Origin of the sequence: Sunxiuqinia elliptica (assembly GCF_900113005.1) — a bacterium.
GTDB classification, from domain to species: domain Bacteria; phylum Bacteroidota; class Bacteroidia; order Bacteroidales; family Prolixibacteraceae; genus Sunxiuqinia; species Sunxiuqinia elliptica.
Window position 1 is genome coordinate 1 of the sequence record NZ_FONW01000019.1, and the last position, 25,538, is coordinate 25,538.

Annotated in this window: 19 protein-coding genes; 13 read left to right on the forward strand and 6 right to left on the reverse strand. The window is 41.7% G+C overall.

What is annotated here, in order from left to right:
* The first annotated feature begins 59 nt into the window (after window positions 1-59).
* The 13 genes from BM156_RS20055 to BM156_RS20115 all read left to right on the forward strand — a co-directional run bounded on the left by BM156_RS20055 (window position 60) and on the right by BM156_RS20115 (window position 20,498).
* Complete coding sequence (locus tag BM156_RS20055) at window positions 60-1,565, forward strand: Gfo/Idh/MocA family protein (RefSeq protein ID WP_093920141.1); 1,506 nt, start codon at window positions 60-62, stop codon at window positions 1,563-1,565.
* Between the two features lie 142 nt (window positions 1,566-1,707).
* Window positions 1,708-2,517: a sugar phosphate isomerase/epimerase family protein gene (locus tag BM156_RS20060; RefSeq protein WP_244525742.1), complete on the forward strand. Its 810-nt coding sequence runs from the start codon at window positions 1,708-1,710 to the stop codon at window positions 2,515-2,517.
* A 267-nt stretch (window positions 2,518-2,784) separates the two neighbouring features.
* Window positions 2,785-4,572, forward strand: a complete 1,788-nt coding sequence (locus tag BM156_RS20065) for a glycoside hydrolase family 9 protein (protein ID WP_212733564.1) — start codon at window positions 2,785-2,787, stop codon at window positions 4,570-4,572.
* Between the two features lie 184 nt (window positions 4,573-4,756).
* Window positions 4,757-5,359, forward strand: a complete 603-nt coding sequence (locus BM156_RS20070) for an RNA polymerase sigma-70 factor (RefSeq protein WP_093921697.1) — start codon at window positions 4,757-4,759, stop codon at window positions 5,357-5,359.
* 116 nt (window positions 5,360-5,475) lie between these two features.
* Window positions 5,476-6,465, forward strand: coding sequence for a FecR family protein (locus BM156_RS20075; RefSeq protein ID WP_093921698.1), 990 nt, complete (start codon window positions 5,476-5,478; stop codon window positions 6,463-6,465).
* A 151-nt stretch (window positions 6,466-6,616) separates the two neighbouring features.
* Window positions 6,617-10,027 carry a TonB-dependent receptor gene (locus tag BM156_RS20080; protein WP_170847031.1) on the forward strand — a complete coding sequence of 1,137 codons (3,411 nt, stop codon included), beginning with the start codon at window positions 6,617-6,619 and terminating at the stop codon, window positions 10,025-10,027.
* A 74-nt stretch (window positions 10,028-10,101) separates the two neighbouring features.
* Complete coding sequence (locus BM156_RS20085) at window positions 10,102-11,667, forward strand: RagB/SusD family nutrient uptake outer membrane protein (RefSeq protein WP_170847032.1); 1,566 nt, start codon at window positions 10,102-10,104, stop codon at window positions 11,665-11,667.
* Between the two features lie 141 nt (window positions 11,668-11,808).
* A complete protein-coding gene (locus BM156_RS20090; RefSeq protein ID WP_212733565.1) occupies window positions 11,809-13,326 on the forward strand; it encodes a hypothetical protein in 1,518 nt (505 codons plus the stop codon).
* Window positions 13,327-13,537: 211 nt separating this feature from the next.
* Complete coding sequence (locus tag BM156_RS20095) at window positions 13,538-14,548, forward strand: metallophosphoesterase family protein (RefSeq protein WP_093921701.1); 1,011 nt, start codon at window positions 13,538-13,540, stop codon at window positions 14,546-14,548.
* A 62-nt stretch (window positions 14,549-14,610) separates the two neighbouring features.
* Complete coding sequence (locus BM156_RS20100; protein WP_093921702.1) at window positions 14,611-16,188, forward strand: glycoside hydrolase family 31 protein; 1,578 nt, start codon at window positions 14,611-14,613, stop codon at window positions 16,186-16,188.
* A 152-nt stretch (window positions 16,189-16,340) separates the two neighbouring features.
* Window positions 16,341-17,345 (forward strand): LacI family DNA-binding transcriptional regulator, encoded by a 1,005-nt coding sequence (locus tag BM156_RS20105; protein ID WP_093921703.1) that lies wholly within the window; start codon window positions 16,341-16,343, stop codon window positions 17,343-17,345.
* 2 nt (window positions 17,346-17,347) lie between these two features.
* A complete protein-coding gene (locus BM156_RS20110; protein ID WP_093921704.1) occupies window positions 17,348-19,435 on the forward strand; it encodes an alpha-L-fucosidase in 2,088 nt (695 codons plus the stop codon).
* Window positions 19,436-19,466: 31 nt separating this feature from the next.
* Complete coding sequence (locus tag BM156_RS20115; RefSeq protein WP_093921705.1) at window positions 19,467-20,498, forward strand: alpha-L-fucosidase; 1,032 nt, start codon at window positions 19,467-19,469, stop codon at window positions 20,496-20,498.
* Window positions 20,499-20,626: 128 nt separating this feature from the next.
* Here BM156_RS20115 and BM156_RS20120 read toward each other — a convergent pair whose 3' ends face one another.
* The 6 genes from BM156_RS20120 to BM156_RS20145 all read right to left on the reverse strand — a co-directional run bounded on the left by BM156_RS20120 (window position 20,627) and on the right by BM156_RS20145 (window position 25,399).
* Window positions 20,627-21,178, reverse strand: a complete 552-nt coding sequence (locus BM156_RS20120) for a 2-oxoacid:acceptor oxidoreductase family protein (protein WP_093921706.1) — start codon at window positions 21,176-21,178, stop codon at window positions 20,627-20,629.
* A 12-nt stretch (window positions 21,179-21,190) separates the two neighbouring features.
* Window positions 21,191-21,988: a thiamine pyrophosphate-dependent enzyme gene (locus BM156_RS20125; RefSeq protein WP_093921707.1), complete on the reverse strand. Its 798-nt coding sequence runs from the start codon at window positions 21,986-21,988 to the stop codon at window positions 21,191-21,193.
* A gap of 4 nt (window positions 21,989-21,992) precedes the next feature.
* A complete protein-coding gene (locus BM156_RS20130; protein WP_093921708.1) occupies window positions 21,993-23,087 on the reverse strand; it encodes a 3-methyl-2-oxobutanoate dehydrogenase subunit VorB in 1,095 nt (364 codons plus the stop codon).
* A 28-nt stretch (window positions 23,088-23,115) separates the two neighbouring features.
* On the reverse strand, window positions 23,116-23,340 hold the full coding sequence (locus tag BM156_RS20135) for a 4Fe-4S binding protein (protein WP_093921709.1): 225 nt from the start codon (window positions 23,338-23,340) through the stop codon (window positions 23,116-23,118).
* 155 nt (window positions 23,341-23,495) lie between these two features.
* Window positions 23,496-24,062: a Crp/Fnr family transcriptional regulator gene (locus BM156_RS20140; protein ID WP_170847033.1), complete on the reverse strand. Its 567-nt coding sequence runs from the start codon at window positions 24,060-24,062 to the stop codon at window positions 23,496-23,498.
* A gap of 20 nt (window positions 24,063-24,082) precedes the next feature.
* Window positions 24,083-25,399: an aminotransferase class I/II-fold pyridoxal phosphate-dependent enzyme gene (locus tag BM156_RS20145; RefSeq protein ID WP_093921711.1), complete on the reverse strand. Its 1,317-nt coding sequence runs from the start codon at window positions 25,397-25,399 to the stop codon at window positions 24,083-24,085.
* Between the last annotated feature and the right edge of the window lie 139 nt (window positions 25,400-25,538).

Here is a 25,538-nt window from a genome sequence, read left to right on the forward strand (position 1 = left end):
GAAATCAAAGTCCTCTGGAGAAACCTAAACTTAGAAACCTTATAAATCACTAAATAGAGATGAAGAATATAAGCAGAAGAAAATTTGTAAAAGCAACTGCCCTGGCAGGCGCTGCATTCTCAGTAGTCCCAAGTACCGTTATGGGAAAATCATTTGGACATACTGCGCCGAGTGATAAACTGAATATCGCCGGAGTTGGTGTCGGTGGAATGGGACGTAACAACCTGCGTAACATGAGCGCTGAAAACATTGTAGCTCTGTGTGATGTGGATTGGAAATATGCCGATAAAACATTTAAAGATTATCCGAAGGCAGAACGATTTAATGACTGGCGCGAGATGCTGGATAAAATGGGTAACTCAATCGACGCGGTAATGGTGGCAACGCCAGACCATACCCACGCTGGTGTAACAGCACACGCCATGACTTTAGGCAAGCATGTTTACACACAAAAGCCTTTAACACACTCGGTATATGAATCACGCCTGTTGACCAAACTGGCTGAAAAATATGGTGTTGCTACGCAAATGGGTAACCAGGGGAACTCAGGTGACGACATTCGTCGTGTTTGCGAGTGGATCTGGTCCGGAGCCATTGGCGAAGTGACTGAAGTACATGCCTGGACTGACCGTCCGATCTGGCCACAAGGGTTGCAACGCCCAACTGAGAACGTGAAAGTTCCAAAAACCCTGGATTGGGATCTGTTTTTAGGGCCGGCTGCTTACCGTCCTTATCATCCTTCATACACACCCTGGAACTGGCGTGGCTGGTGGGATTACGGTACTGGCGCCTTAGGCGATATGGCTTGTCACGTACTTGATCCGGTTTTCTGGGCCCTGAATTTAAAATACCCTTCAAAAGTTGAGGCTTCTTCAACGCTTGTAAATACCGAGAGTGCTCCTCATGCCGAAAAGGTAACTTATACGTTCCCTGCCCGCAAAAACATGCCTGATGTTGGTATGCCAGAGGTTAAAGTGGTATGGTACGACGGTGGTTTCCTTCCTGAACGTCCGATTGAACTTCCTGATGGTGAAGTTTTAGGTAAAGACAGCGGCGGTGGTTTGCTGTTTGTGGGAACCAAAGGTAAGATCATGACCAGCTATTATGGTATGCAGCCTACCTTGTTGCCTTACGAAAGAATGGAAGACTTTAAAGAGCCAACACCAACGATTGCTCGTATCCCTGGTTCAGAAGCCGGCCCTTGGTCGGGAGCACACGAGCGTGACTGGATCCGTGCCTGTAAAGAATCGAAAGGCAGCCGAAAAGAGGCAAGTGCCAACTTCGCATACTCCGGACCATTCAACGAAATGGTTGTGATGGGAGTGCTGGCCGTACGTCTGCAGTCGCTGAACCGGACCCTTCACTGGGATGGTGAAAATATGCGTTTTACGAATATTTCTGATTCAGATAAGATTAAAGTGGTAACCGTTGATAAGTTTGAAGTGGTGGATGGCGATCCTCGTTTCGATCGTCAGTTTGCTGATTTCAATGCGAAAGCGATTTCAGAAGAGTGGATTAACCACACCTATCGCGAAGGATGGGCTTTGCCACCAATGCCTAAATAGGCTAAAAGCAAAATACTTTAATGGAGAAACTGGTGCAAGCTGGTTTCTCCTGTTAGAACACAAAACCAACAACAAACACTAAAATTGAAGGATAATGAGACAAACAATGAAGACTTGTGGTCTTTTTTTAATTGCATTAGTAATGGCATTTCCAGTAGTAGCTCAACCAAGTAAAAAATTAAAGAAAGCCGGATGGGAACTAGGTGTTCAGAGTTATACGTTTCACCGTTTTACCTTTCAGGAAGCAGTAGATAAAGCGCAGGAATTGGGCTTGAACTACATGGAAGTTTACTACGGACAGCCATTGGGAAAAGACATTGAAGGAACCATGGATTTCAAAATGGATAAAGCCACCCAAAAAGAGGTGTTGAAATATGCTAAATCCAAAGGCGTAAAAATTAAGGCCAGTGGTGTGGTTATTTGTAAAGATGAAGCAGAATGGGAACAACTGTTCCAGTTTGCGGATGCCATGGGCATTGAAATTATCACCTGCGAGCCCGAATACAAACACCTGAAGTTTGTTGATCAGCTGGCCAACAAGTACAAAATTGATGTGGCCATTCACAATCACCCTAAACCATCCAATTACTGGTCGCCTGAGTTATTCATGAAAGCTGTTGATGGCTTGAGCGATCGCATTGGGGCATGTGCTGATGTTGGTCACTGGAAACGGATGGGCATTGATCCGGTTGAAGGGTTGAAACAATATGGAAGCCGTTTGAAATCGCTTCACTTTAAAGACATCAAAGAAAAAGTGGAAGGCGAAGCCGAACAGCATGATGTAATTTGGGGAACAGGAATCCTGCCTTTGAAAGACATGTTGGAAGTTTTGAAAGAGGAAAAATTTGAAGGATTATTCTCCATCGAATATGAATACAACTGGGACAACTCAGTGCCTGATATCAAAAAGAACATCGCTTACTTCAATCAGGTAGTTGATGAACTATTCTAGCGATAACCCAAACTTATCCTCAAAAAATATAATCTTATTACTACATATTCTTCCCTTTTCAGCCAACTCTTTATCAGCAATTCAATCTGATAGGAGTTGGCTTTCTTTAGCAATAAAGAAGCATTTGATCATTTCAACAGTTCATTATCACCAAGCTTTTAATTCAGTAAAAAAGGCAGGTTATTCAGCATATACTTCCTAAAATCCGACATTTTTTAGATAGTTTTATAGGTACAAACAACTACTTACTTTAATCGTTAAACACTTATGAAAAAACTCATCTTAACCATGTTCGCAATGGCTACGTTCCAATTTTCTCAAGCAAAAGACCCCGTCACTCCCCAAGTGCTGACCAACCACATCGGTTACGAAACCACTGGCTTTAAGCAAGCGACTATTCTGGGCTTTGAAGGAGATCATTTTGATTCTTTTAAAATCATTAATAACCACACGAAACAAGAAGTAACTTCCGGAGAAGTGACTGCCGTCGGAAAAGTTGACAACTGGAAAAACTGGTTGTTCTGGACGCTTGATTTCACCTCGCTGGAAACTCCAGGTGAATACATAATTCAAACGTCCTCTCAAGGAAAAACCTATTACTCCTATCCTTTTCAAATTCAAGAGCAAATTCTGGAGCGAAATACCATTTCTGATATTGTTTATTATTTCAGAGGACAACGGGCTGTTGGGTTATTTGAAAAAGCCGATGCAGAACTACCGGTAATGAAAAATGAAAATGGAGAAGAAGTAATCGTCAAACGCATTGATGCACGCGGAGGTTGGGCTGATGCGACTGGTGACTACTCCAAAGTATTCTCTCACCTATCCTACTCCGAATTTTTCAATCCTCAACAAATTCCGTTAACTGTTTGGAGCTTGTTCAAATCTTACGAAGAGATTTGTCGACGTAATGAAAAAGGCTTGGCGCAAGTCAAAAAGCGGATGATTGATGAAGCCATCTATGGAGCAGATTACCTGGTCAATGTCAAAATCCCAAATGGTTCTTTTTACCGTTCGGTTTCTTGCTGGGGGAAAAAGCTTCCTTCTGATCGAAAAATTGAGCTGGTCGATCCCGAAACCAATGAGTACAACACCAACTACCGCGAAGGAGCTGGCGTAGCGATTGCCGCATTGGCTATGGCCAGTATGAACGAATTCTCTGGCCAATATTCCTCAGAAAAATACCTCGAAACTGCGGAAGAAGCCTTTCATTTTTTAGAAGCCAATAATCAACGTTTAATCATTGGTGGCAAAGAAAACATTGTTGATGATTATTGCGCCTTGGTTGCTGCTGTTGAATTGTATAAAGCAAGCAAGAAACAAGTCTACAAAGATGCGGCTGACAAAAGAGCCAATAAATTGATGAACCGCTTAACAACTAATGACAGCTATCAAAATTATTGGCGAGCTGACGATCAAGACCGTCCGTTCTTTCATGCAGCTGATGCCGGATTCCCGGTAGTAAGCCTTTTGGGCTACATTCAAATTGTTGATGAGGCCAAAAAGCAACAAGTTTTAGAAGTGGTCAAAAAATCGTTGCATTTTGACTTGGCTATTTCTGAAGAGGTCAACAATCCTTTTAACTATGTGCGTCAGTACGTGCAACATAAGGGTGGCAAAAGAGAAAGCGGTTTTTTCTTTATTCACGATTCAGAAACAGCTCCTTGGTGGCAAGGTGAGAATGCCCGTTTAGGCTCCATGGCAACTGCGATGAAACTGGCAGCCCAGCATTTCGAAAATGACCAGGCTTTTGCTCGTCAACTCAAAAAATACGCTCAAAGTCAACTCAACTGGGTACTCGGATTAAACCCTTTTAACTCCTGTATGCTTGAAGGCTCTGGCTACAACAATCCGCAGTACTTGTTTTTTGGCTCCTACGAATACAAAAATGCTCCAGGAGGAATTGTCAATGGAATTACAGCAGGATTAACAGACTATCATGACATTGATTTTCAAAAAGGTTATGCTGAAACAGGCAACGACGATGATTGGCGCTGGGTTGAACAGTGGCTTCCTCATACTTCCTGGTTCCTTTATGCCGTTTCATTAAAATAAGCTAACAAAACAAAATCAGATGTATACTAAAAGGACTGATTGCTCTCAGCAATCAGTCCTTTTCTTTTACGACAACAACCTATATTACAACACACTACAATAGACTTTATTCTATTGTACAAATCCCCTTTGTATTAGATCAATCATTTTTTCTTAAACTTGTAGCAACTTTTGAATTGGGGCAATGGTGATTGAAAGCAAGGGAAGACACAAGTTTGAAAAATTTAAAACTGAATTATCGCAAGAATCTTTTGCGACATTCTTCGACGCTTATTTCCTCCGGTTGAGTCAGTTTGCCTGCTCCATCGTCAAATCAAATTTGTTAGCCGAAGAGATTGTTCTCGATGTATTTTTAAAGCTCTGGGAAAGCAGATCCGATTTAACGAAAATAAAAAACATTGAACCCTACCTTTACATTTCAACAAGAAACAAAGCGATTTCCACTTTACGGAAAGAAACCAAATTTCATTTTGATCTCATAGAAGACTCAGAAATAAAGCTTACTGACTACAAGCCATCAGCCGAAGTTGATCTTATTGAGCATGAACTGTTTGACACCCTCAATAAAACAGTTGCAAACTTACCCCCCAAATGCAAGATCATTTTCAAACTGATTCGGGAGGACGGACTTAACAGGCAGGAAGTTGCTGAAATTCTTAATATTTCTGTAAAAACGGTTGACAATCAATTAGCCATCGCCATTCGCAAAATTGCAACAGTTCTGAACATTGACTTGTCTAACCCACAAAATACACGCAAACTTAAAACACTGCTGCTTAGCCTTTAACCGCAGTCAAAACTTATCGTTCTAACTTTTTTATATTTTTTTCAGATTTCTTTTAGGGAGAATTAGAAAAGGCTGCGTCATTATCATGAAGAAGAGGATCAATAACGACAGAGGAGATGAAAGATTTATCGCAGAGTATCGCCAGATTGCTGCAAAAAGCAGCAAGCAACAAAGACAAGGATTCGATTTCGGACTGGAAAAATCGGAATCCACAAAACGAACGTTTTTTACAAAACCTGGAAACTTATTGGAATTCACATGCTGATATATCCAGGTCTTCTTCCACATCCGAGGCAAGACAAAGATTAATCAGTCGTTTATCTCCAATTTCAGAGAAACGACACACCAAAACCTTTTTCCTTGCTACCAAGTTGCAACGAATTGCAGCTATTTTAATACTCATCCTAACAATTACGGGGCTGTCTGTTTATCTTTCTTCTGAGTATATTTTCCCCACCCAAGCCAATTGGATTGAAATTTCGACCCAAGCAGGACAACAAAGTAAAGTAACACTCCCTGATGGCAGTTTGGTTTGGCTAAACTCAAACACCCAATTGAAATACCAAATGCAACGTAAGACCAGAAAGGTTAACCTCTCTGGTGAAGCTTATTTTGAAGTTTATCATGCCGAAAAAAATCCGTTCGTTGTCGAAACATCGGAGGCAACCATCAAAGTCGTTGGGACCAAATTCAATCTATCTCATTATCCAGAGTCTAACATTACGGAGACCTCCTTACTCGAAGGAAAAATTGAGCTAACGATTGACCGAAACAATAAAACTGCGGTATTAAATCCTTCTGAAAAAGCAATATATAACGCAAAAGACCAAACCTTACAAGTACTTCCAAGCCGTGTTTCGAATGATATATCCTGGAAAGAAGGGATCCTTTCTTTTGAAAATGTTCCATTCGTCAATTTCATTCAAAAATTAGAGCGCTTCTATGCGGTGGAATTTCAATATGATGAAAAACAATTTGAAAATAAACACTATACCGGTACCCTTGATAATTTGAGCATACAAAGTGTACTCGACTTTATTAACCTAACAATACCTGTTAATTATGAAATAGACAACAAAACAATTCACTTAAAATCAAAACAATAGAAGAATAAAAAGAAGAAGGTGATATCCGCGCCAACGTTATACCACCTCCTTAAATAATTGATTTAAAACTGTAAATCTTTTCGAAATTATGAAAAAAAACCGATTATCTGACTCATCCAGATGGGTCAAATGGGAAAAACTACTACTTGTTATGAAACTTACGACATTACTGGTTTTAATTTTTGTGTTTAATGCTTCAGCAGAACTCTATTCGCAGAACTCAAAAATTTCACTTCGAGTTGAAGATGAATCGCTGAATGAGATTTTCAACAAAATTGAGGAGCAATCCGAATTCCGATTTTTCTATCAAAATGAACAGATTAAAGATGTAAAAAAGAAATCGGTAGATGTTTCTCAAAAAGACATTCATGAGCTTGTTGACAATTTACTATCTGAAACCAACCTGACCTTCAAGCTGGTTGATCGAAACATCATTGTTTATCCACAGTCTCAGTTAAATGCTAGTCTTCAGCAAGAGAAAACTGTATCCGGAAACATCACAGATTCAGAAGGACAACCGCTTCCTGGAGTGACCATTCTTATAAAAGGAACGACCAATGGAACCATCAGTGATTTTGACGGAAAGTATACAATCGCCAATGTTCCTGCCGGTTCTACCTTGGTATTCTCGTTTGTGGGAATGAGTGCCCAGGAAATTGTCGTGGCCAACCAAACGAGCATTGATATTGTGATGACCGAAGATGCCATTGGTATTGAAGAAGTTGTTGCAATTGGATATGGTGTGCAAAAAAGAAGAAGCCTGACATCTTCCGTTGCTTCTGTAGATGTTGCGGAAGCCGTAAAAATTCCAACCTCCTCAGTCTCTCACACCTTACAAGGAAGAGCTGCCGGGCTAAGCGTTAACTTAAACTCGGCACAACCCGGAGGAGCTGTAAAACTTCAAATCAGAGGATCAGCAACCAACCGCTCGCCTTTAATTGTTATTGATGGCATGCCAACTTCAGACTTTTCCCCTTCGAGTGTTGGTTATTTCGGTACAGGAGCTCTTGATGGCGTACTTTCTTCATTAAACCCCAATGACATTGAAAACATCGACATCTTAAAAGACGCATCTGCAACATCTATTTATGGTTCTAAAGCTGCTGGTGGAGTTATTCTAATAACAACTAAAAGAGGAAAAAAGGGAGAAGATAGATTCTCGGTCGACGTCAATGCTTCTACAGGAATTCAGGAAATGGTGAATTTACCAGAAATGTTGAACGCCGTTGATTACATGAAAGAAACCAATCGTGTAAAAAGAGAAAAATGGCTATATGATAGCCGTACAGATGTTTATTCTTCAGTTCCAAAACCGAATGGCTGGGTTGCTCCAGGGGAGTTCTCTCCATATTTCTCAGCAGAACAGATTGCCGAATTTGAGAATGGAACCAGAACCGGAACAAACTGGACCGATGAGGTAACACGCACAGGAATGGTTCAGAATGTAGACTTATCCTTATCCGGAAACAGTAAAAATACCCGTTATTATGCTTCTTTTGGCGCTTTCGATCAAAAAGGGATTATCAAAAATAACAACTTGTCAAAATATACTGGTCGAGTTAATGTTGACCAGGAAATTGGAGATAAAACAACTGTTGGGGTAACCATCAATTTTAGCCAGATCAACACAGATAATGTATCTATCGGAAATGGTGGTCAATGGGAAAACAGCGGTGTTTTAATGAGTTCCTTGGTGTTCTCACCAACCTTGCCAGTTTACGATGAAAATGGAAATTTTTCAACCAACGACCGGATGTCTGTACTTCCAAACCCTGTATCGTACCTTGATATTACCAACCAAACAACCATGGAGCGTTTCTTTAGCTCTGCTTTTCTGAAGTACAATATTCTGCCAGGGCTTTCCATAAAAACCCAATTAGGTTTTGACCGTAACGCCAGTGATAACTATGGCTATCTGCCGACAACTACCGTTCCTGGAGCCAGTTACAATGGCCGCGCTGACAGGTCGACAAATCAAAAAAGCAATTACCAGTTCCAAACCTTATTGAACTACATCAAAACATTTGGGGACAACCATAACCTTTCGGCTACATTAGGTACCGAATACATGAAGTACAAATGGGAAAGTTTCTCGGCAAGAGCAACTGATTTTCCGTTTGATGGCATTTTATGGAACAACATGAATTTGGGAGCCGAAAGACCACAAGTTTGGTCATCAGGAGGAAGCTCTGAAGTGATCTCTTACTTCCTTCGCGCTAGCTACGATTATGACTATAAATACTTTGTTACTGCCAACCTTCGTGTAGACGGTTCGTCCAATTTCTCTCCAGAAAACCAATACGGAATATTTCCTGGAATTTCTCTTGGCTGGGATATTTCCAGAGAATCTTTTATGAGCTCTTCTTCACACTGGTTAAACCAATTAAAGCTTAGAGTTGGTTACGGACAAACCGGAAATGATAATATTGGGACCGCTTTTTCAGATTACTACAGTCCGGGTGCAAATACCATGTGGGGAAACTCCATTATATCAGGTGTAAGACTTGCTGGTTTGGGTAATCCTGATCTGAAATGGGAGAAACAAGAAGATATCAATGCTGGGTTGGACTTTTCACTTTTCAACCACCGAGTTGCTGGTTCGTTGGAATATTTCAACCGAACAATCAGTCGTATTTTAGGCACCAAAAATCTCTTAAGCTCAAATCCTGTTTCCAAAATTGCTTACAACCTGGATGCAAAAAAGCAAACTTACGGAACTGAGCTAACCTTGAATACCAAAAATATTGTCTCGGATAAATTTAACTGGAACTCTGATATCACCTTCACCTATTATCGTGATCGTTGGTTGCAACGCGACCCAAGCTACGTGCTGGGAATCAACGAATCTCCAAAACAATATTTTGGTGAGCTTTGGTATTACGAAACAGATGGTTTAGTTGAAGTTGGAAGCACAGACCCACTAAACCTAATTCCTGGCACAGTTAAAATTGTCGATCGCGATGGCTACCTTCTGGATGATGACGGAAACAGGGTACTCGACAGCGATGGCAAACCTCAACGTTCAGGTAAGCCTGATGGAAAGATCGATGATGCCGATAAAGTAAAAGTAGGTGTTAATACCCCATTTACCATTGGCTTCAATAATACCTTCAATTACGGAAATTTCGACCTTTCAGTCTACACCTACGGTGTTTTTAACAGATGGAAATTGAACGAAACCTACACCAAACTGGGAGTTTCAAACCCTTACACACTAGTTTCTACAGCGTCCAATATTCCAGTAGAAGCTTTAGATCGATGGAACAGTGATAACCTGGAAGGAACAGGGGTATCTGCACTTCAAAGTTCTGCACAACATGGCACTGGAGACTTCTTTCTTGAAGATGCTTGGTTTATTCGGGTTCGCGATATTACGCTTGGCTATACGCTCCCAAAACACATTTTGCAAAATGCAAAAATCAAACGTCTGCGTCTTTATTGCAATATTACCAACCCATTCTTATTTACGCCTTACACCGGAATGGATCCGGAGACAGACCAGTATGTTGCAGCCTATCCGAATCACAGAAGCTACAACTTAGGGTTACAACTTAGTTTCTAATAGCAGATAAAAGATGTTTATCGATGATGCAAGTAACATTTGGAAATACCGAAAAAAATAAAAACTACAAACTAATGAAAACGAAATACATAATTGCAATTGTACTCTCCTTACTCATAACAACACAAAGTTGTGACCTGGAAATGGAAGAGTACAATAAAATAACACCAGATAACTTCTACAATACGGAGAAGGATGCGAAACTAGCCATTGCGGCTTTATATTATAACTCAATTACGAAAGTCGGAACCTGGAGTCCAGGACTCTTTGTTCAAAATATCAATTCAGTATTAACACTGTCCGATATTGCTGCAGGAGATATGATGGCGTGCTCTTATGGAACAAATCCTTGGGAATACCTAAGAACACACCAATGGACAGAGTCTAACGGATATGGTACACAAAACGTTTTTAAGTATTACAACCATATTTCCAATGCGCGTATTGTTGCAAAACAGATAGAGAAAATGGACATTTCAGAAAATCTAAAAGCCGGATTGATTGCAGAAGCAAAGGCTGTTGGAGCATGGAAGGCCGCCATTCTTTATGACTATTATGGCCCGGTTCCTTACCCTACTGACGAAATGTTGGCAACTCCAGCAGAATTGGTTTATCCAGAGCGTCCATCAAAAGAAAATTTCGTGAAAATTATCGAATCACTATTTGATGGAAAAGATGCCCTTCCCGAAGCAGATTACGGTCCAAACTTTGGCCGAATCAATAAAAGTATAGCCAACATGGTCCTTTTAAGACTATACATGAATGAAGCAGCGCGGACAGGTGACGTTAATTTCTGGAACAAAGCCAAAGATTGTGCAGAACAAATCATTAGCTCTGGCTCGCACGAATTGCAGAATAGCTATAGTGATGTATTTAGTGTTAACAACACAAAGAATAACGAAATCATCTTTGCAACTCCTTCTGACTACTCTTTCAATACCATGATGTGGCATGCCGAATCACTTCCAAATAATTTTCCGTTGCCTGGAGGTGGTAGCTCAAACTCATGGGGTGGGTATAAAATTCTTTGGTCGTTTTACGATACCTTTGACGCAAATGACCAACGTTTGTCTGGCATCGCCGCATCATACACAACATCTTCTGGAGTAGAAATAACCAGAGAAAATCCGGTGGATAACCGTCATGGCCTAGGTGATGGAGCCATTCCTGTAAAATATGATCTTGATCCAAATCAAGTCAGCTTTTTCCAGGGACATGATTTTATTGTTTACCGCTATGCCGAAGTCCTTTTAGCAATGGCCGAAATTTTAAACGAACTGCAAACAACCGCCGATGTTAATGCCCCTTTAGTTGCTCAAGTTTCAAAAGAAGGAGTTACTTACACCAGCGATGGCGGAAATACAGCCTATTCATTTATTAACGCTATTCGGGTAAGAGCAGGATTAGAACCGCTCACAACCATGTCGAAAGAAGCTTTGCGTGATGCCATTTTGATGGAGCGCTCACACGAGTTATACTGCGAAGGAACACGTCGGATGGACTTAATTCGATATCAACGAATGACTGATGGCAATGGATATAAGAAATTTGATAATGATGAAAATAAATTCTTATTCCCCATTCCTGTTAGCTACATTAACGAGTACAAAGGAAACTTAACTCAAAACCCAGGTTACTAATAAGACAATCTTGGTCTTGATTAAGGTCTTATAAGATATGAGTCAAGGATTTCCATCGATTGTTAATCCTTGATTCATCTAAAAATATAATCATTCATAAATGTCCGGTAACTTGCCGGGCATTTTGATATTACCTTAATTATGAAATTCTTTCATCTTAGTTATTTAATCTTCATTGTGTCCTGTTGCTTGGTCGGCTGTCAAACCGGTACAACGCAAAAGAAAACATTCACAATTACTCCTGATACGACTTCGGTCTTAAAGAACCCAGCTATGGGATGGACGATGTACAGCGAAGGTTGGGAGCTTTACCCCTACTTTCAAAACAACTTTGACCGGATTAATGTGGACAGCTTCTGGGAAGAGATGGATGCCGTTGGAGCTCCTGATGTAAGTAATATTTTGTACATAAGAGCAATATGGACTGCTTTTGAACCAGAAGAAGGGAAATACGCCTGGGAAAGCGATCCCAATTTTATAAAGCTTGTAGAGGGAGCCCAAAAGAGAAAATTGAAATTGGCTTTCCGAATCTTTCACGACAGCCGGGACATGGTTCAGCAAGCCACTCCTGAGTATGTTTTCGAGGCAGGAGCATCTTTTAAAAAGGTGATAGGAAAAACAGGAGAGCTTAAAACACCCTATTACGACGATCCCGTATTTCAAGAAAAATTTGATCGTTTTTTAACGGCCTTCGCAAAAAAATTTGATAATCCTGATCTTGTTGATTTCATCGATGCCTACGGCTTAGGAAGATGGGGAGAAGGACATGGAGTCTTGTTAAAAAACAAAGAAAACTACCACCAGGTCGTTGACTGGATTACCACATCTTATGCTGAAAGATTTCAGAAGATCCTCCCCGTTCTCAATGTCTCCTTTGCTGACTACAAATACACCAACCCATTAGCGTTCGACAGGTATCAATTTCTTCCGCGTCGCGATGGGTTGGGGAGTTTTTGGTTTAGTAAGCAAGATCAGGAAATACTGAACAGTTTATTTCCCCAAAATGCTTTTATTGGCGAAGCCTGCTACTGGCTGACCAGCCCAACGGGAGACACGCTAAAAAACCGATCTTTTGAGCAAGACAAACAATACCATTTTAAAAGCTTCAAATCCACTTTTCCTGCTGCTTTAAACGATGCGCTCAATTTTCATTCAAACACCATGGATTTACGCGTTCCTCTGGAATGTAAATATTGGATTGAAGAGCTCCCCGATTTGGTTCAAAAATTTATTACTCATGGAGGCTATCGTTTCTATCCTTCTCAACTATCGGTAACTCAAAATGGCAACACCTTAACAATAGCTCACCAGTGGAATAACTTGGGGGTCGGAATTCTCCCCAACAAACATCCTAACTGGAACCAAAAGTATCAGGTCGCTTTTGCGCTGTTTAACGAAGCAGGTAGCCTAAAGAAAAAATGGATCAGTAAAAAAGCAGAACCTTCTGATTGGCTCAAAGATATTCCCGGGAAGTATTCAGAAACATTTAATTTGAGTGATGTCCCTGAAAATACGTACCAACTCGCTGTCGCAATTGTTGACACCTCATCCGATGATCAACCTGGCATTCAACTTGCCGTCGATCAAAAAAGATTGAATGATAAAGGATGGGTACAAATTGGGATGCTTCCAATTAATCAAAAAAATAAGAAAGAATGATTGCTACAAATTTCAAGGCTTTAAGAACAATACCATTAAGTCTCTAATTTTAAATAATTAAGCATAGCATATTGTTCTTTTACCACGCAACTTCTATGGGAAATTTCATTATAATCGTAATGCGATCATATCGTTCTGATCCGTTATAAATACAAAAAACAATTTTAATCGTTTCTTTGTGTTTATTGCATAACCTCAAAATGTTTAAAATATGGTAATTAAAAGTAAAGAAAGGACTATCAAGCAGTGGCTACTCTTTTTGTCCTGCATTTTTTTAATCAACACCTCTTTTGCAAAAGGCTTTGAACTAAAATTTAAGGACAATCAGAAATTCAAGATCGTTCAGTTTACGGATACGCACATAAAGGCCAACAATCCCGAGTCGAAAGCAGCCATCACAATGATCAATAAAGTGCTTGACGAAGAAAATCCCGATTTAGTAATCTTCACCGGCGATGTGGTTACAGGAAATCCGGTTATTCATGGATGGGAAATGGTTACTGAGCCAATTATTGAGCGCGACATTCCATTTGCCGTGGTCCTTGGAAATCACGATGATGAAAATGAATTGAGCAGAGAAGAAGTTGCCAACTTTGTGGTTAAACTTCACGGCAACCTGTTTATTCCTCACACAAAAGGAGTTGATGGTTTTGGGAATTATGTCCTTCCTGTAAAATCACCATCTGGATCTGCAAATGCCGCCTTACTGTACTGCATGGATTCAAATGCATATAGCACCATTGAAGGAATCAAAGGATATGGTTGGTTTCAGGAATCCCAGATCAACTGGTACCGAAAGGAAAGCCAAAAACAAAAAAAGGAAAATGGGCGAGTACTTCCGGCTTTAGCATTTTTCCATATTCCCCTTGTAGAATATACAGAGGCTTATAAAAACGAAAAACATCCTCCCATTGGAATCCGCCTCGAAAAAGAATGCTCTCCCGAGATTAATTCGGGCATGTTTACCGCAATGCTGGAGTCTGGTGATGTCATGGGAACATTTGTAGGCCATGATCATTCCAACGATTACATTTCCTACTTGCATGGCATAGCCTTGGCTTATGGACGTTTCAGCGGAGGTAAAACAACTTACGGCGAACTAAGCAATGGAGCGCGAGTGATCGAACTAACCGAAAATGAAAGAGGTTTTAAAACCTGGATTCGAACCAATCAAGGAGAAGTTCTTCTTCCGGTTGATTTCCCCAGCGATTTTGACAACTGATATTTCTCAAACTCAATATTATTCTAAAAGATATTAGAAAATAAAAACTACGACTAATTACTATGAACAAATTAAAAACTACTTCACTTATTTGCTTACTTATTTTACTAAGCAATTTCTCAATCGGACAAACGTCGGATACGCTGATTATCAAAAACAACAGTGATCGAAACTGGTGGGCCGGAATTATTGGCCTTGGACAGTTGATGCCTTTGCAAAAAGACATTGATGTTAACACCTATGGAAAAGGGTTTGGCAACCAGATACAGCCACTACTCCTTTCAGACCAGGGAGATGTTATCTGGAGTGAATCTCCTCTGCATATCATCCTCAAGTCGGGCCAGTTAACCGTAACCAGCAAGGACAAAATCATCCACTCCGATGGTCATCAAAACCTGAAAGGCGCCTACTTGCATGCCAGCAATACTTACTTTCCTCCTTCCGGCAAAACTCCGGATGAAATTTTATTTACAAGCCCTCAATACAACACCTGGATTGAGCTCATGTATGACCAGAATCAAAAAGATATTCTGAAGTATGCCCACGCCATCAAAAACAACGACTATCCGGCAGGCGTACTGATGATTGACGACAACTGGCAAGAGGATTATGGCAAGTGGAACTTTCATGAAGGACGATTCGACGATCCGAAAGCCATGATGGATGAGTTGCACGATATGGGCTTCAAGGTGATGTTATGGGTGTGCCCCTTTGTAAGCCCCGACTGCGATGTGTACCGTGCTTTAGATAAAAAAGGCTATTTCATCAAAGACAAGTCCGGACAAACCGCAATGATTCGTTGGTGGAATGGCGTAAGCGCAGTATTGGACCTGTCAAATCCAGATGCTAAAAAATGGTTTCGTGATGAGTTACAACGCCTGGTTGATGAATATGGTGTTGATGGTTTTAAACTGGATGCTGGCGATGCCCGCTTTTATACCGGTGATTTAGACTTAAACGGACTCACTCCCAACGACCATTCAAAGCTGTATGGAGAAATTGGTCTTGATTTCCCATTGAATGAATACCGGGCGATGTGGAAAATGGGAGGTCAACCGCTGGCTGAGCGCTTGCACGATAAGAATCACAGCTGGGAACACCTGAATATGTTGATCCCTCAAATGTTGGTCGAAGGTATTATGGGCTATCCGTTCTCTTGTCCCGACCTTATCGGTGGTGGACAATACATTTCCTTTATTGACGGGGCAATTATTGATCAGGAGTTAATCGTTCGTTCCGCTCAGTGCCATGCATTGATGCCGATGATGCAATTCTCGGTTGCTCCGTGGCGCGTGCTGGATGCCGAGCATTTGCAAGCCGTTAGCCGATCTATTGAAATTCGCCAGCAACACAAAGACTATATTCTAGCGTTAGCCCGGCAAGCTGCAAAAACTGGCGAACCCATTATGCGCCCCATGGAATATAACTTCCCAAATCAGGGTTTTGTAAACGTTGTTGACCAATTTATGTTGGGTGAAGATATCCTGGTTGCTCCTGTTGTTGAAAAAGGTGCCCGGAAACGTATGGTTCAATTGCCAAAAGGAAAATGGGAAACCCATTCAGGAAAAGTTGTAAGAGGAGGAAAAAGCCTGGAATTTGATGTTGCCTTGGACGAACTCCTATACTTTAAAAAAAGATAGATTTAAAATATTTATAGACCTGATCGAATAGGGTTGGCGAATATCGCCAACCCTATTTTAGTTTTCAGCTGACCATCATTGAACGACCCTCATTATAAATTTTCATTTTTCGCTTGCTATTCTCACGTGAGAACTATTCTTTTGTAAGAACAATGAAGAAAAACGTTACCATAAAAGATATTGCTAAAGAACTAGGCGTGCATCACACAACCGTTTCATTGGCACTGCGCAACAGTAAATCAATACGAGAGGAAACCCGCAAAAAAGTGTGGGACAAAGCAAACGAAATGGGTTATCGTCCAAACCGATTGGCGCAAGGTTTTCGGAACAAACGAAGCAATACGATTGGCTTGCTGGTTCCCAACATACAACACCATTTCTTTGCCAAGTTTATCGCTGAGTTTTCGGAAAAGGCAAACCAGGAAGATTATGCCGTAATGGTGTTTCAATCCAATGAAAAACTGGCAACAGAAAAAAAGAATGTCGAAGCCCTTATCGCCAATCGAGTTGCCGGAGCCCTTGTTTCCATTTCCAAGGAAACAATTGAAGCCAACCATTTCAAAGCCTTCAACGAAGAGGATATCCCCCTTGTTTTTTTTGATCGGACTCCTACACAAACAGGCCTATCCCGGGTTGTTGCAGATAACTTCCACGGAGCCTATCAAGCGGTCAGCCAAATGATTGGCAAAGGTCGAAAAAGAATTGCTTTTATCACCGGCTCCAGTCATATCAATGTTTATCATGAACGCCTTCAAGGATACCAGCAGGCACTCATTGATCATGGGCTGCCCCTTAATGAAGAACTACTAATTTATGGCGACTTTTTCATGGAAGATGGGATTAAAGGTGCTAAAAAGCTCATGCAACTATCTCCCCAGCCTGATGCCATTCTTGGAGTTGGTGATGATGTCGCAATCGGTGTCATTAAGTTCTTGAATGGAGCTGGGTATAAAGTTCCCGATGATGTTGCTGTTATCGGTTTTGATAACGACCCCATGGGAATTGCCATTGAGCCTGAGTTAACCACGGTCGATCAACCCATCAAAGAAATGGCAGAGTCTGCATTACAACTTCTACTAAAAAATATAAACTCAGACGATAAAAAACCGGAAGAAATACTTTTAACCCCCAGAATATTAGAACGTAAATCCTGCTAACGATGAAGACAACATATCTATTTTTACTACTTTTCCTAAGCGCATGTACGCAAAAGCCAACACCTCCAGCGCCCTACGGCCCCACTCCTTCTGAAGGACAATTAAGCTGGCACCAAATGGAGTATTTTAGCTTGATCTGTTATGGACTGAATACCTATACTGAAGAAGAATGGGCTTATGGAGACGTTGATACGCAACGGTTTAACCCCTCTGATTTGGATACCGACCAATGGGCAAAAGTTGCCCATGACGCTGGAATGAAAGGCCTGATTTTAGTCGCAAAACACCATGATGGTTTTTGCCTGTGGCCCAGCCAGTACACCGATTATTCAGTCAAATCAACGCCATGGAAAAATGGAGAGGGAGACGTTTTGGGAGACTTGGCTGCATCATGCAAAAAGTATGGATTGAAACTTGGCGTTTACCTGTCTCCCTGGGACCGGAACCATCCTGACTATGGGCGACCTGAATACGTTGACTATTACTACAAACAACTGGAAGAATTGATGACCAATTATGGTGAGATATTTGAGTTCTGGATTGATGGGGCCAATGGAGGTACCGGTTACTATGGAGGAGCCAACGAGCATCGCAACATAGATCGCAAGTCTTATTATGGATACGATGAAATATTCTCAATCGTTAAGCGCCATCAGCCCAATGCTGTTATATTTAGCGATGTAGGCCCCGGCACCCGATGGGTAGGAAATGAAGCAGGAATTGGCAGCGAAACAAATTGGAACCGTATCACCACCAATGGGAAATTTCCCGGAGAGTCAAGTCCCGAATACACCAAAAAGTTGGGAACCGGAGATCCTGACGGCACAGCCTGGATCCCTGCCGAAGTAAATACGACACTGCTTTGGCCTAAAGCCTGGTATTTTCACACCGGTCACCAACAACGCAGTTTATCCAACTTAATGGACCTATATTATACATCTATTGGGCGAGGCAGTCCTTTGAACCTCGGATTAGCCATTGCTCCAACCGGAAAAATCAGGGATATTGACGCACAGGCTCTTCTTAACTTCAAGAAGCAAGTTGACCGCGAGTTCGCAGACAATCTGGTTCTGGGAGCCAACATACAAGCCAGTGATTACCGGAACAAACAAGCGGCCTTTGCGCCCGATAAGTGCCTTGATGAAGATTCCGATACCTATTGGGCAACAACAGACAGTGTTCAACAAGCCACCTTGGAAATCGATTTTCAAAAGCCAGTAACGTTTAACCGTTTGCTGCTGCAAGAGTGCATTGCCTTGGGACAACGAATTCACGAATTTGCGTTGGAGGTTGAAGAAAACGGGGAATACCGACAAATTGTAAACGGAACAACGGTTGGCTACAAACGAATCGTCCGCTTCGATGCTGTGAAAACATCTAAAGCCAGAATAACCCTAAAAACCGAAGCTCCCTGCTTAACCTTATCCAACCTGGGATTTTACAATGCGCCGCGCTTGGTTGCAGACCCTATTGCTCACCAAGATATTCATGGGAAGCTACATTTCAACCAAGAAAAAGGAATTTCCGTTTTCTACGCGTTAAAAGAAGGCACACCAACCGCAAACTTTACCAAGTATTCGGAGCCCGTAGATTTATCCTTAGGCGGAAAAGTATACAGCTACGCCAAAGATGAAGAATCAGGATTTCAAACAGACATGCTGATCAACCAATTTGGGATTGCCAGAGACGCATGGAAAATTAGCACCACAAATCTGCAAGTTTTAAAAGAGGCACAAAAAGCCATTGATAACAATCCACAAACCTTTTTTATAGGCGATGCTTCGAATGAGTTGATCATCGATCTGAATCAAAAATTAAAGCTTAACGGATTTAGCTATCTCCCCCGCCAAGATGGAGAAAAAGAAGGAATCATCTATGAATATGCCTTCTTCCTAAGTAGCGATGGAAAAAACTGGGAACCAGCAAAAGCAGAGGGAACTTTCAGCAACATTGAAAACAATCCAATTCGTCAAATCATCACGTTTGATTCAGCCGAAACTGCTCGGTTTATTAAGTTGGTTGCGAAATCAGATGTCAGACAAAGTGGACAGGCCTCCTTCGCTGAAATAGAAATATTTGTCAAGCAATAACGAACCTAAAAATCAATAAAAATTTAAACTCATGAAAACCAAGCTACTACTTTTTATATCATTATCCTTGCTATTGGGTTGCGCTTCAAACAAGGCAAACAACTACACCCAAAAGATTGACGACAATACCCGAGCCGAACAAATAAAAGCGATGGAGTTTGGCATGTTCATCTGCTGGTCATTCAGTACCTTCTCAGGACAAGAGTGGACTCCCACCCTGGATAAGGATGCCAGCTATTTTAAGGCCAGTGGGTGCGACACCGACCAATGGTGCAAGTTGGCCAAAGACGCAGGCATGCAGTACATTCTTTTTCTGACGAAACATCACGACGGCTTTTGCTTATGGGATACTCAAACAAGCGAAAAAAAGGTTACCAATAGCCCACTGGGAATCGATGTACTGGCCAAGCTTCGTAAATCCTGCGACAAATACGGAATCAAGTTGGCTCTCTATTTCTCAGAAAGCGACTGGAACTGGGAAGGAGCAGCTGATGGTAAAGGCTGGGAAAGAGGTATCGGCATCAATCCAGAAATGAAGAAAGCTCAACTAAAAGAATTGGTAAGCCAATATGGCCCCATCGAATTTTTCTGGATGGATCACGCCGTTGGCGATGGTGGTTTAAATCATCAGGAAACTGTGGAATGGATACACCAATTTCAGCCCAACTGTTTTGTTGGCTTTAACCATGGTGAACCCGCCGGACGTCTATCTTTACGGGAAAGAGGAACACCCGGTCCAATTGGAGATCCCTCTACAACGAAATACAACAAAGACGCCGAGGCCAATTATAAAGGCTATTTAGCAGCAGAATTCACCTACCCCATTCTTCCGGCACACGAAGGTGGAGCCGCTTGGTTTTATTCTCTCCCTAAACACGACAACTTATGCCTTCCGGCAGAGAAAGTTTATGCTGACTATTTAGGAGCTAAAAAATTCGGCAACATCTTCTCCATTAATATTGGGCCAAACTACGAAGGAAAAATCCGTGAGATAGATGTAAAAACACTTCAACAAGTAGGAAAATACATTAGCGGAGAGCTTCCACCACCTGACGTAAACTAAGGGAAGTCCAAGAGAAGTTCCACGGAACAAGTTTAACTCAACACTCAAATACGCCTCCTCATAGGACAATACAAAAACAGGTCATTCCTTTTTGGGAATGACCTGTTCTAACCACTTTAAACTATCGATTATAAGACATGGACTTCTTCCAACTTGCTCTGGCCAGCTTCAATCGCTTCCAGGTTCAGCGGAATCAGTTTATGGTGCCTTTCAGGCAATGATTTTTCCAATCCTTTACGGATACTCTCCATTTTTACGATCGGCTTTGCTTTAAGATAAGCTCCCAGCACAACCATATTGAATGTTTTCACATTTCCCAGATCAGCGGCGATCTTTGTGCCTTCAATCTTGTAAATATTGATATCCTTGCGGGTTGGTTCGTTAACAATTCCGTTGGGGTCGAAAAGCAAAACGCCACCAGGCTTCACTGCTTTTTCAAATTTATCCATCGATTGCTGATTCAGAATGATAGCCGTATCAAATTCATGAAGAATTGGAGAACTAATTCGTGAATCGCTGATAATTACAGAAACGTTAGCTGTTCCTCCACGCATTTCGGGGCCATAAGATGGGAACCAGGTTACTTCCTGATCCTGCATAACTCCTGAGTATGCCAGGATTTTTCCCATGGACAGAACTCCTTGTCCTCCAAATCCGGCGATGATAATTTCTTCAGTCATGATTTCAGTTTTTTAGTTCTTTTTTAAATAAGCATCCGGTGCATCCCGTTCGCCATCTTTCATATCTCCCATTGGGAAAAATGGGAACATATTTTCTTCCATCCATTTATTGGCATCAACCGGACTCAAACGCCAGCCTGAATTACAGGTTGAAACCACCTCAACAAATGAAGTTCCTTTCTTATCCAATGCATTTTGGAAAGCCTTTTTAATAGCCTTGCGGCATTTACGCGCCGTAGCTGGAGTGTGTGCAGACTGGCGGGTTACGTATGCAGTTCCAGGCAGTTGAGAAATCAACTCAGTTATTTTTAATGGGTAACCATTGCGATCCAAATCCCGTCCGCAAGGCGTAGTGGCAGTGACCTGCCCTAGCAAAGTCGTTGGAGCCATTTGTCCTCCGGTCATTCCGTAAATCGCATTGTTGATAAAAATAACCACAATGTTTTCCCCACGGTTACAAGCATGCATGATCTCGGCTGTACCGATTGATGCTAAATCGCCATCGCCCTGGTAAGTGAAAACCACTTTATCTTCGTTTACCCGTGCTATACCGGTAGCTACAGCTGGAGCCCGCCCGTGAGCAGCTTCTTGCCAATCAATATCGATATAATTGTAGGCAAAAACCGAACAACCTACAGGAGAAACACCAATGGTTTTTTCCTGAATATCCAGCTCTTCAATGACTTCGGCAACCAAACGATGAACGACCCCATGAGTACAACCTGGACAGTAGTGCATCGTATTGTCTGTCAATAATTTTGGTTTTTCGTAAACCAAATTTTCGGGTTTGATAATATCTTTAACGTCCATCTTTTTAAGCTTCAATTAGTTTTTGTTCCAATGCTTCAACAACTTCACCCGGTGTAGGGATAATTCCCCCCATGCGGCCAAAGTACTCAACAGGTACCGAACTATTACCACATCCAGCGGCCAACTTCACGTCTTCCACCATTTGTCCGGCATTCATTTCAACAGTCAAAAAGCCTTTTACCTTTTTAGCTAATTCAGCAATTGGCTTTTTCGGGAACGGATACAAGGTAATTGGACGCAACAGCCCAACTTTCAATCCTTTTGCTCGAGCGATATCAACCGATTTTTGGCAAATACGGGCAGATGATCCAAAAGCAACCAAAATGTACTCGGCATCCTCGCAATCAATCATTTCGTAACGTACTTCTTCCTCTTCCATCTGACGATACTTTTCCTGGAAACGCAAGTTGTTAGCTTCCATCTTGTCTGAATCCATTTCCAAAGAAGTAATGATGTTGTAATCGCGATCGGCCTTTTTACCATTGGTTGCCCAGCTACCGCACTTAGCATCCAACTCTTCGGCCGTCATGCGAGGTTTATAATCGCTCAATTCAACTTTTTCCATCATCTGACCAATGGCTCCATCCGTCAAAATCATGGCTGGATTACGATATTTAAAGGCCAGTTCAAAACCTAACTCCACAAAATCATTCATCTCCTGAACCGAAGCCGGAGCCAGTACAATTAATTTATAGTCACCATGACCACCTCCTTTGGTGGTTTGAAAGTAGTCGGCCTGCGATGGTTGAATTGTTCCTAAACCAGGGCCTCCACGCTGTACATTGACAATTAAACAAGGTAATTCTGCTCCGGCAATGTACGAAATGCCTTCAGCCATTAAGCTGATTCCGGGGCTGGATGAAGATGTCATCACTTTTTTACCACTACCTGCAGCTCCATAAACCATATTGATTGAGGCAACTTCACTTTCAGCCTGAAGCACCACCATGCCAGTTTCGTCCCAGGGTTCGCGGACCATTAACGTTTCCATCACCTCAGATTGTGGGGTGATTGGGTAACCGAAGTAACCATCGCATCCACAACGAATTGCGGCTTCTGCAATAACTTCATTACCTTTCATTAATCTTAATTCTCCCATCTATTGAATCTTTTAATGTTTACAGAAATTATAACTTAACGCGGTATACGGTAATGCACGTATCCGGACAAACCACTGCACAGTTTGAACATCCGATACACGCCTCAGGGTTTTCCATAAAGGAATAATGGTACCCCCGGCTATTTACCTGTTTGTTTTGTCCTAAGACCTGCTGAGGACAAGCAACAACACAAAGGCCGCAACCTTTGCATTCTTCAGTGTCAACAACAACTGCACCTACTACTTTTGCCATGGTTTTTATTTTTTATTAATTCTCAAATCTTAATGCACGTCCACCTCTTAGGTTCAGCCCGCCTGGCGGCAGTACAAATCTATACGATCAGTATTTTTCAGCTTGCAACAAAAGTTGCATATTCGGTTCAACCTTTTTTTAAATGCCTTACGGCTCTATATTTTATTTAATATCCGCGTAAAAATGTTCCGATGAATTCCCAGGTAGGAGGCAATATGCTGCCGTTGTACCCGAGAAACCAAATCGCGATGTTCTTTTACAAATTGCTTTACCCGTTGCGAAGCGGTCAACGATTGCAGCATATGCACTCGTTTCAAGGCATTCACATAACTTTCTTCCGCCATTCGTCGCACCAAACTTTGTAGTTCACTGCTATTCTCCAAGAGCTTTTCGAATTCGGGTTTACTTATAAAAATAATCTCTGAGTCTTCATAGGCCCGGATTGCCTCTGTTGAATTTTCGCCTGAAAGAAAGGAATCATGGCTGCTTAACACCGCATTGTCCGGCGTGTAGAAAAAGCGCGAAATCCATTCCTGCCCACTCTCAGCAACATAAGTGGCATACATCAACCCTTTCAACAGGATTCCCAACTTTTGATTTGGTTCATCATAGGCCAAAAAGGTTTCACCTTTCTTCAATGAAACCCGCTCCTGCTTTGAGAAATATTCCATCAACAAAGCAAGCGTTGAATTATCGGTTTCATGCATTGAATAGGCACTCATTTGGCTCATTTATTATCGAATTAATCAACAGGGAAATCTTTGGCAAATTGTTTTAGCCGTGTTTCCAAATCGTCAAACTGGTTACGATTGACATGTGAGACACACGCTCGTAGTCCTTCTTTTTCACTTCCGGTATTTTTCAGAGCAATTGCGCTAATGCCGTAATACAGCAAGTTGCCCAAGAGCTCCTCTCCTGTCATCTTCGGATAACCAATTGTAAAGTAGAAGCCGTCTCCAATCAGTTCATCCCCGTCTTTTTCGTATACAATGTAGAAGCCATATTTTTGAAATAGCTCCTTCATGATGCGGGCTTTATCACCATATTCCTTCACATCCTCCACAAAATTAAATTGGCCATCGCTGGCTGCTTTAAACATGGCTGCCAAAGCAAACTGTGCCGAATGGCTCGTTCCTGAAGATAAGGCATACAACACCCTCAGCGTAATGGTATTTCCAAAAGTGTTGCTCTGAAAACGTACCTTCAGGTTTTCGTATTCCCGCTGGTACAAAGCATCAGAAATTATCATAATACCGCAGCGTTGCCCGGCATATGAAAAGATTTTTGAACTGGAGATAAAAAGAATATAATTGTCGGTGTAACGAGCTACTGTGGATTGATAAGGAGGTTTCCCCGGTGTATATAAGTCTTTCCGGAAATCCATAGCAAAGTAGGCCAGGTCCTCCATCACGATCACATCATACTTATCGGCCAATTCACCAATCGTTTGCAGTTCTTCTTCAGTAAAACAAATCCAGCTGGGATTATTCGGATTGGAATAAATCAGTGAGTTGATGTTTCCCTTCGCCAATATACTTTCCAGTTTTTCGCGAAGTTTTGCCCCCCGATAATTAAAGACATCAAAGGTTTCGTATTTGTGTCCCATAACCAGCATTTGTTGCTTTTGAACCGGAAATCCCGGGTCAATAAACAAAGCGGTATCTTTTTCCGGATGGACGTTGCTGGCAACCAATAAAGCTGCGTAGGTTCCTTGCATAGAACCTACCGTCGGAATACATCCGGCCGGCTCGACATCAACATTCATAAATGATTTTACAAAACGGGCGGCTTCGTTTTTCAGCGGTTTAATTCCATCCATCATCGGGTATTTTGAAGCAACCCCCGACTCCAGCGCTTCAATCTCGGCCTTCGTTCCTACGGCAGCAGGAGGTAAGCCCGGAACACCCATTTCCATTCGAACAAATTTATCGGAACCACCTTCTTCAATCAGATTTACTAAAGCTACAATTTCGCGTATCGAAGCCTGGCCAATATGGTCAATCTTCAGTTTAGCGATATTTTGGTCAACAAGTTGTTGATCGATTGGTGTTTTTTTCATTTTATGTAAATTGTTAATCTTTTATGGCACATCATCAGCCTAAGCTTTGCTTGCTTCCAATTTTGGAAATGCTCTTATTCATCATCGGCAGCTATTGAATTCCACACAGCTCATTTCATCTGTCTTCTCCTGATTCAAG

Coding starts and splice junctions, on each gene's coding strand:
- BM156_RS20055 (WP_093920141.1), top strand. CDS start 60: ATGAAGAATATAAGCAGAAGAAAATTTGTAAAAGCAACTGCCCTGGCA.
- BM156_RS20060 (WP_244525742.1), top strand. CDS start 1,708: ATGGCATTTCCAGTAGTAGCTCAACCAAGTAAAAAATTAAAGAAAGCC.
- BM156_RS20065 (WP_212733564.1), top strand. CDS start 2,785: ATGAAAAAACTCATCTTAACCATGTTCGCAATGGCTACGTTCCAATTT.
- BM156_RS20070 (WP_093921697.1), top strand. CDS start 4,757: ATGGTGATTGAAAGCAAGGGAAGACACAAGTTTGAAAAATTTAAAACT.
- BM156_RS20075 (WP_093921698.1), top strand. CDS start 5,476: ATGAAAGATTTATCGCAGAGTATCGCCAGATTGCTGCAAAAAGCAGCA.
- BM156_RS20080 (WP_170847031.1), top strand. CDS start 6,617: ATGAAACTTACGACATTACTGGTTTTAATTTTTGTGTTTAATGCTTCA.
- BM156_RS20085 (WP_170847032.1), top strand. CDS start 10,102: ATGAAAACGAAATACATAATTGCAATTGTACTCTCCTTACTCATAACA.
- BM156_RS20090 (WP_212733565.1), top strand. CDS start 11,809: ATGAAATTCTTTCATCTTAGTTATTTAATCTTCATTGTGTCCTGTTGC.
- BM156_RS20095 (WP_093921701.1), top strand. CDS start 13,538: ATGGTAATTAAAAGTAAAGAAAGGACTATCAAGCAGTGGCTACTCTTT.
- BM156_RS20100 (WP_093921702.1), top strand. CDS start 14,611: ATGAACAAATTAAAAACTACTTCACTTATTTGCTTACTTATTTTACTA.
- BM156_RS20105 (WP_093921703.1), top strand. CDS start 16,341: ATGAAGAAAAACGTTACCATAAAAGATATTGCTAAAGAACTAGGCGTG.
- BM156_RS20110 (WP_093921704.1), top strand. CDS start 17,348: ATGAAGACAACATATCTATTTTTACTACTTTTCCTAAGCGCATGTACG.
- BM156_RS20115 (WP_093921705.1), top strand. CDS start 19,467: ATGAAAACCAAGCTACTACTTTTTATATCATTATCCTTGCTATTGGGT.
- BM156_RS20120 (WP_093921706.1), bottom strand. CDS start 21,178: ATGACTGAAGAAATTATCATCGCCGGATTTGGAGGACAAGGAGTTCTG.
- BM156_RS20125 (WP_093921707.1), bottom strand. CDS start 21,988: ATGGACGTTAAAGATATTATCAAACCCGAAAATTTGGTTTACGAAAAA.
- BM156_RS20130 (WP_093921708.1), bottom strand. CDS start 23,087: ATGGGAGAATTAAGATTAATGAAAGGTAATGAAGTTATTGCAGAAGCC.
- BM156_RS20135 (WP_093921709.1), bottom strand. CDS start 23,340: ATGGCAAAAGTAGTAGGTGCAGTTGTTGTTGACACTGAAGAATGCAAA.
- BM156_RS20140 (WP_170847033.1), bottom strand. CDS start 24,062: ATGAGTGCCTATTCAATGCATGAAACCGATAATTCAACGCTTGCTTTG.
- BM156_RS20145 (WP_093921711.1), bottom strand. CDS start 25,399: ATGAAAAAAACACCAATCGATCAACAACTTGTTGACCAAAATATCGCT.